Raw genomic sequence first — 3,139 nt, 5'->3', positions numbered from 1 at the left:
CCGCCCCGCGCGCCGGGGCCGCCCCCCGCGCCCGCCCCGCGGGGCGCGCGCGGGGCGCCCCCCCCGGCGCCGGGGCCCCCCCCCGCGGCGCCGGCGGCGGCGGCCGCCTTCGCCGCGTCCGTCTCCGCCCAGCAGGCGATGGCCCACGACAAGGCCGTCTCCGCCCTCGCCCAGGCCCCCAACGGCGGCAACGCCCTCGGCGCGGTCACGATCACCGGCGTCCCGCTCACGGACACCGGCGGCCTGCCGGCCGTCGTGGTGACCATCCGCAACAACGGCCTGGACACCGCCTCCTACGCCGTGCAGGTCGACTTCACCGACACCAACGGCATGACGGTCGACAGCACCGTCGTGGGCGCCGAGAACGTCCCGCGCGACGAGTTGGCGTCCCCCGTGGCGTTCAGCAGCCACACCGAGCAGCGGCTGGTCCCGGTGGTGGTGAAGGCCGTCCGGTACTGACCGGCCGACCGTCCTCAGGGCCGGACGGACCGCGGCCCGGTGACGGCGGCGCCGAGCGCACCGACCCGGGCCCGCAGCTCTCGGTCGGCGGTGACGACCAGGCAGTCCCGGTCCGGCCGCTCGGCCCTGGCGGCCCGGACCACCTCGACGATCAGGTCGTCGCCGCTCCCCGCGGCGGCGACCACCCGGACCCCGGGCACCTCCGCCACGCCGCGCGCCGCGCCCTCGACCACCAGCACCACGTCCAGCGGCCCGGCCCGCCCGGGCAGACCCCGCCCGGCGACGGGGACCAGCGCGTCGCGCAGCCGCTCGGCCGCCCCGCGCCGGTCCCGCCACCACCCGTCGGGCACCGACCCGACGACGTTCGCACCGTCCACGACCAGCAGCGGTACCGCGTTGTCACCCATGACCGGAAAGCCTGCCACGCCGGGCCCGCCCGCCGGTCGCACCCACGAGGGAAGTGGCCCATGCACACCCGCATCGACGAGATCGGCGACCGCATCTACCGCGTCTCGACGTACGTCCCGGAGATCGCGCCGCCCGCCGGCTTCACGTTCAACCAGTTCCTGGTCGACGCCGAGGAGCCGCTGCTCTTCCACACCGGCATGCGGGCGCTGTTCCCGGCCGTGTCGGAGGCGATCGGCCGCGTCGTGCCGCTGGAACGGCTGCGCTGGGTGACGTTCGGACACGTCGAGGCCGACGAGTGCGGGTCGATGAACGAGTTCCTGGCCGCCGCGCCGAACGCGCGGGTCGCGCACAACACGCTGGGCTGCCTGGTGTCGCTGAACGACCTCGCCGACCGCCCGCCGGTGCCGATGGACGACGGCGAGCCGCTGGACCTCGGCGACGTGCTCGACCTCGGCGGCCGGCGGGTGCGGCGGCGGGTGCGCAACCTCAACACCCCGCACGTGCCGCACGGCTGGGAGGCCCGCGTCCTCTTCGAGGAGCAGACCCGCACCCTCTTCTGCGGGGACCTCTTCACCCACCTCGGCGACGGCCCGCCCGTCACCGACGGGGACCTCGTCGAGGCGGCCCTCGAATCCGAGCGGCTGTTCCGCCAGACGTCCTGCCTGACCGCCGCCGCGACGACGCTGCGGGCCCTCGCCGAACTCCGGCCGCGCACGCTCGCCGTGATGCACGGCTCGTCCTTCCACGGCGACGGCGCCGCCGCGCTGAACGGCCTGGCGGACGCGCTGGAGCAGCGGTTCGGCCCGGAGTCCGACTTCGTCGGCCTGCCCAGCGTCCTCGCGGACCCGCACGCGTAGGCGGGGCTCAGTCGTTCAGGGTGATCCGGATCCCGACCGTGCCGCGCTCGCCGCGCCGGATGCGGCTGCCGAGCAGGGTGAGCACGCCCAGCAGGCCGTACTTCTGGCGCAGCAGCGTGCGGTAGGCGGCGGTCCGCTCGGGGCCGAGGAGTTCGGCGGTGGCGGGGTGCTGGTCGCCGGTGGGGCGGCCCTTGACGTCGCAGGGGCCGACGAGGACGTCCGCGCGGTTGCGGATCCGCTTGACCTTCCAGGAGTCCGCGACGGTCCAGACGCCGAGCGCGTCGCCGTCGCGGACCACCCAGACCGGGGTCGGCACGGTGGTGCCGTCCTTCTTGTAGGTGGTGACGAGCAGGTAGCTGCCGGAGGACAGCTCGACGAGCCGGGCGAGCCGTTCCCGCGAAGCGGGGTCAGGGGTGGTCATGGCCGGAAGTCTAGGACGAGCGGGGCGCCCACCTGCGCCGACGTCACCAGAACTCGGCCAGGGCGCTCTGCTTGAACGGTTCGGGCGACACGCTCACGCCCCCGGCGAACGGCCGGTCCAGCACCGGGACGAGCAGCAGGCTGAAGCCGATCAGCGCGGCGACCGAGCCGACAAACAGCAGCCTGGTCCGCCGGCTGCGGATGCCGTACAGCAACGTCAGCAGCATGATGACCACCGCGCCGCCGAGGATCAGCACCTGGAGCAGCGCCGGCAGTTCGTCGCGGCTGGCGAAGATCCGGGCGCGGCGCTGGCCGACCGCGTCGTTCAGGCTGTCCAGGGCCTCGGCGTAGAAGGCCTGCTGGGACTGGGTCTGCGGCTCGTAGGCGCGCAGCGCCGTGTACAAGTCGTCCACCTTGGCGGACGTCGCCGCGAAGTCGCCGTGCCCGGCGTTCATGAGCGGCCACTGCTGCTCGACGACGGCGTGCACGTAGTCCCGGACGGCGCCGTCGACGGTGGCCTGGGCGTCCGGCGGGAAGGCGCGGGCGTCGCGGACGATCTGGGAGATCGACGTGGCCTCGGTGGCGACCACCTTCTGGGTGTCCTGGAACTGGGTCCACAGGTTGACGATGACGAAGGCCAGGATGATCCCGTAGATCGCGCCGAACAGGGAGAGCACGACGCCGACCATGTCGTTGTTCTCGCCCTCCACGAGCCGGGGGAACCGGCGGGTGGCGAGCGTGCTGGCGGCGATGGCCAGCAGGACGGAGCCGCCGACCACCAGGAGGGTCAGCGTGACGGTCGAGAAGCTGTTGAGCAGCCAGAGTTCCATGTAGCCCCCCGGGCTCAGCGGCGGGGGCGGGCGCTGTGGACGAGGGCGCGGGCGCGGCGGGCCAGACGGCGGCGGCCGGTGCCGGTGGAGCCCCGGGTGCCGGTGCAACCGCCGACGGCGGGGGAGCCGTGGGTACCCGGGGCGGGCGGGCCCGCCGTTGTGGCC

The 3,139-nt window shown here is 74.8% G+C and carries 5 protein-coding genes; 2 read left to right on the top strand and 3 right to left on the bottom strand.

Annotated elements, in window-relative coordinates; translation table 11 throughout:
- Positions 1–459: hypothetical protein (locus ACFV4G_RS43295; protein ID WP_380449136.1), on the top strand; the 459-nt coding region annotated here is incomplete at its 5' end.
- Positions 460–473: 14 nt separating this feature from the next.
- Here the strand turns inward: ACFV4G_RS43295 and ACFV4G_RS43290 are convergent.
- Positions 474–866, bottom strand: coding sequence for an NTP pyrophosphohydrolase (locus ACFV4G_RS43290; protein ID WP_380449134.1), 393 nt, complete (start codon positions 864–866; stop codon positions 474–476).
- Positions 867–926: 60 nt separating this feature from the next.
- Here ACFV4G_RS43290 and ACFV4G_RS43285 point away from each other — a divergent pair, with 60 nt between their 5' ends.
- On the top strand, positions 927–1,724 hold the full coding sequence (locus ACFV4G_RS43285; protein WP_380449132.1) for an MBL fold metallo-hydrolase: 798 nt from the start codon (positions 927–929) through the stop codon (positions 1,722–1,724).
- 7 nt (positions 1,725–1,731) lie between these two features.
- Here the strand turns inward: ACFV4G_RS43285 and ACFV4G_RS43280 are convergent, their stop codons facing one another.
- A complete protein-coding gene (locus tag ACFV4G_RS43280) occupies positions 1,732–2,145 on the bottom strand; it encodes a PPOX class F420-dependent oxidoreductase (RefSeq protein ID WP_380449131.1) in 414 nt (137 codons plus the stop codon).
- A gap of 43 nt (positions 2,146–2,188) precedes the next feature.
- The gene (locus ACFV4G_RS43275) at positions 2,189–2,974 is read right to left on the bottom strand and encodes a DUF4239 domain-containing protein (protein ID WP_380449129.1); all 786 of its coding nucleotides are present in this window, start codon (positions 2,972–2,974) and stop codon (positions 2,189–2,191) included.
- Between the last annotated feature and the right edge of the window lie 165 nt (positions 2,975–3,139).

Source organism: Kitasatospora sp. NPDC059747 (assembly GCF_042732955.1).
Taxonomy (GTDB): Bacteria; Actinomycetota; Actinomycetes; order Streptomycetales; family Streptomycetaceae; genus Kitasatospora.
This window is presented reverse-complemented; position numbering and strand designations above follow the sequence as displayed.

Coding starts and splice junctions, on each gene's coding strand:
- ACFV4G_RS43285 (WP_380449132.1), top strand. CDS start 927: ATGCACACCCGCATCGACGAGATCGGCGACCGCATCTACCGCGTCTCG.
- ACFV4G_RS43290 (WP_380449134.1), bottom strand. CDS start 866: ATGGGTGACAACGCGGTACCGCTGCTGGTCGTGGACGGTGCGAACGTC.
- ACFV4G_RS43280 (WP_380449131.1), bottom strand. CDS start 2,145: ATGACCACCCCTGACCCCGCTTCGCGGGAACGGCTCGCCCGGCTCGTC.
- ACFV4G_RS43275 (WP_380449129.1), bottom strand. CDS start 2,974: ATGGAACTCTGGCTGCTCAACAGCTTCTCGACCGTCACGCTGACCCTC.